An 883-nucleotide genomic window follows, 5' to 3' on the forward strand; every position below is an offset into this window, starting at 1 on the left:
CCACCACACCCGCCCGCCCCTGGACCTTCCTGACCGGCCACGCCCGGATACGGATGCCGCGATCGCCGCCGACCCCGACATCCACATCCGCGGGCCTCGCCGCCGCCCTGGACCTGGCCGAACGCGCCGTCCAGCTCTTTCCGCCGCGGACAACAGACAGGTCGCAGCGCTGCAGGGCCGAGCCAGGACGGACGGGCCCGACTCGCCCAGCACCTAGCGATGGTGGGCGTCCCGGCCCGATGCCACGCTGACCAACGCGGGCTGTTAATGCTCTATGGGTGCCCACAGAGCCACGACCATTGCGGTCATGTGGGCAGGTCGGCGATCGTCGGGGCGATGGTGACGTGCTGGTCCAGCCTTGTGATCCGCAGGGAATCGGCCACTCGCCGGGGCGGCGCTTGGAGCACCAGCTGTCCGTCGAGCAGCGCCAGGGTGCGAGATGTTCGGGCCTCTTGGAGGGGCAGGACGAGCCGTGCTGCGCGACCGCCCGCACACGGCCATCGTGATCACCAGGGTCGCCGCCCCGAGCCTTACGGCATCTGGTCTGCCTCACCGCTGCGGCCACTGACGTCGCCGACAACCTATTGGCACGCCAGAACGGGGCTACGGCGACACCGATGACGGCGAGCAGGCCGACGCCTCGCGGACCGGCGCATCGCGCTCAGGTACGACGCGCTGGAGTCCCTCCAAGACTGCCCACCTGAGCCATCGAGCGGCCCCGATGGCCTGGTCCGCTCTTTGTTTGTGCTGGTCGCGGGTGGTGGGTCGCGTGGGACTCGAACCCACAACCTACGGATTAAAAGTCCGGAGCTCTGCCAATTGAGCTAGCGACCCGTCCCGCAAGGGTACCGAGATCGATGGGGGGTTTGCGACGGGGTTACGG

General features: G+C 69.0%; 1 tRNA gene. It reads right to left on the bottom strand.

Going from position 1 to position 883, the window contains the following annotated elements:
- Nucleotides 1–758: 758 nt before the first annotated feature.
- Nucleotides 759–834 (bottom strand) — tRNA-Lys (locus E1287_RS43375).
- Nucleotides 835–883 lie beyond the last annotated feature (49 nt).

Origin of the sequence: Actinomadura sp. KC06, from assembly GCF_004348735.1 — a bacterium.
GTDB lineage: Bacteria > Actinomycetota > Actinomycetes > Streptosporangiales > Streptosporangiaceae > Spirillospora.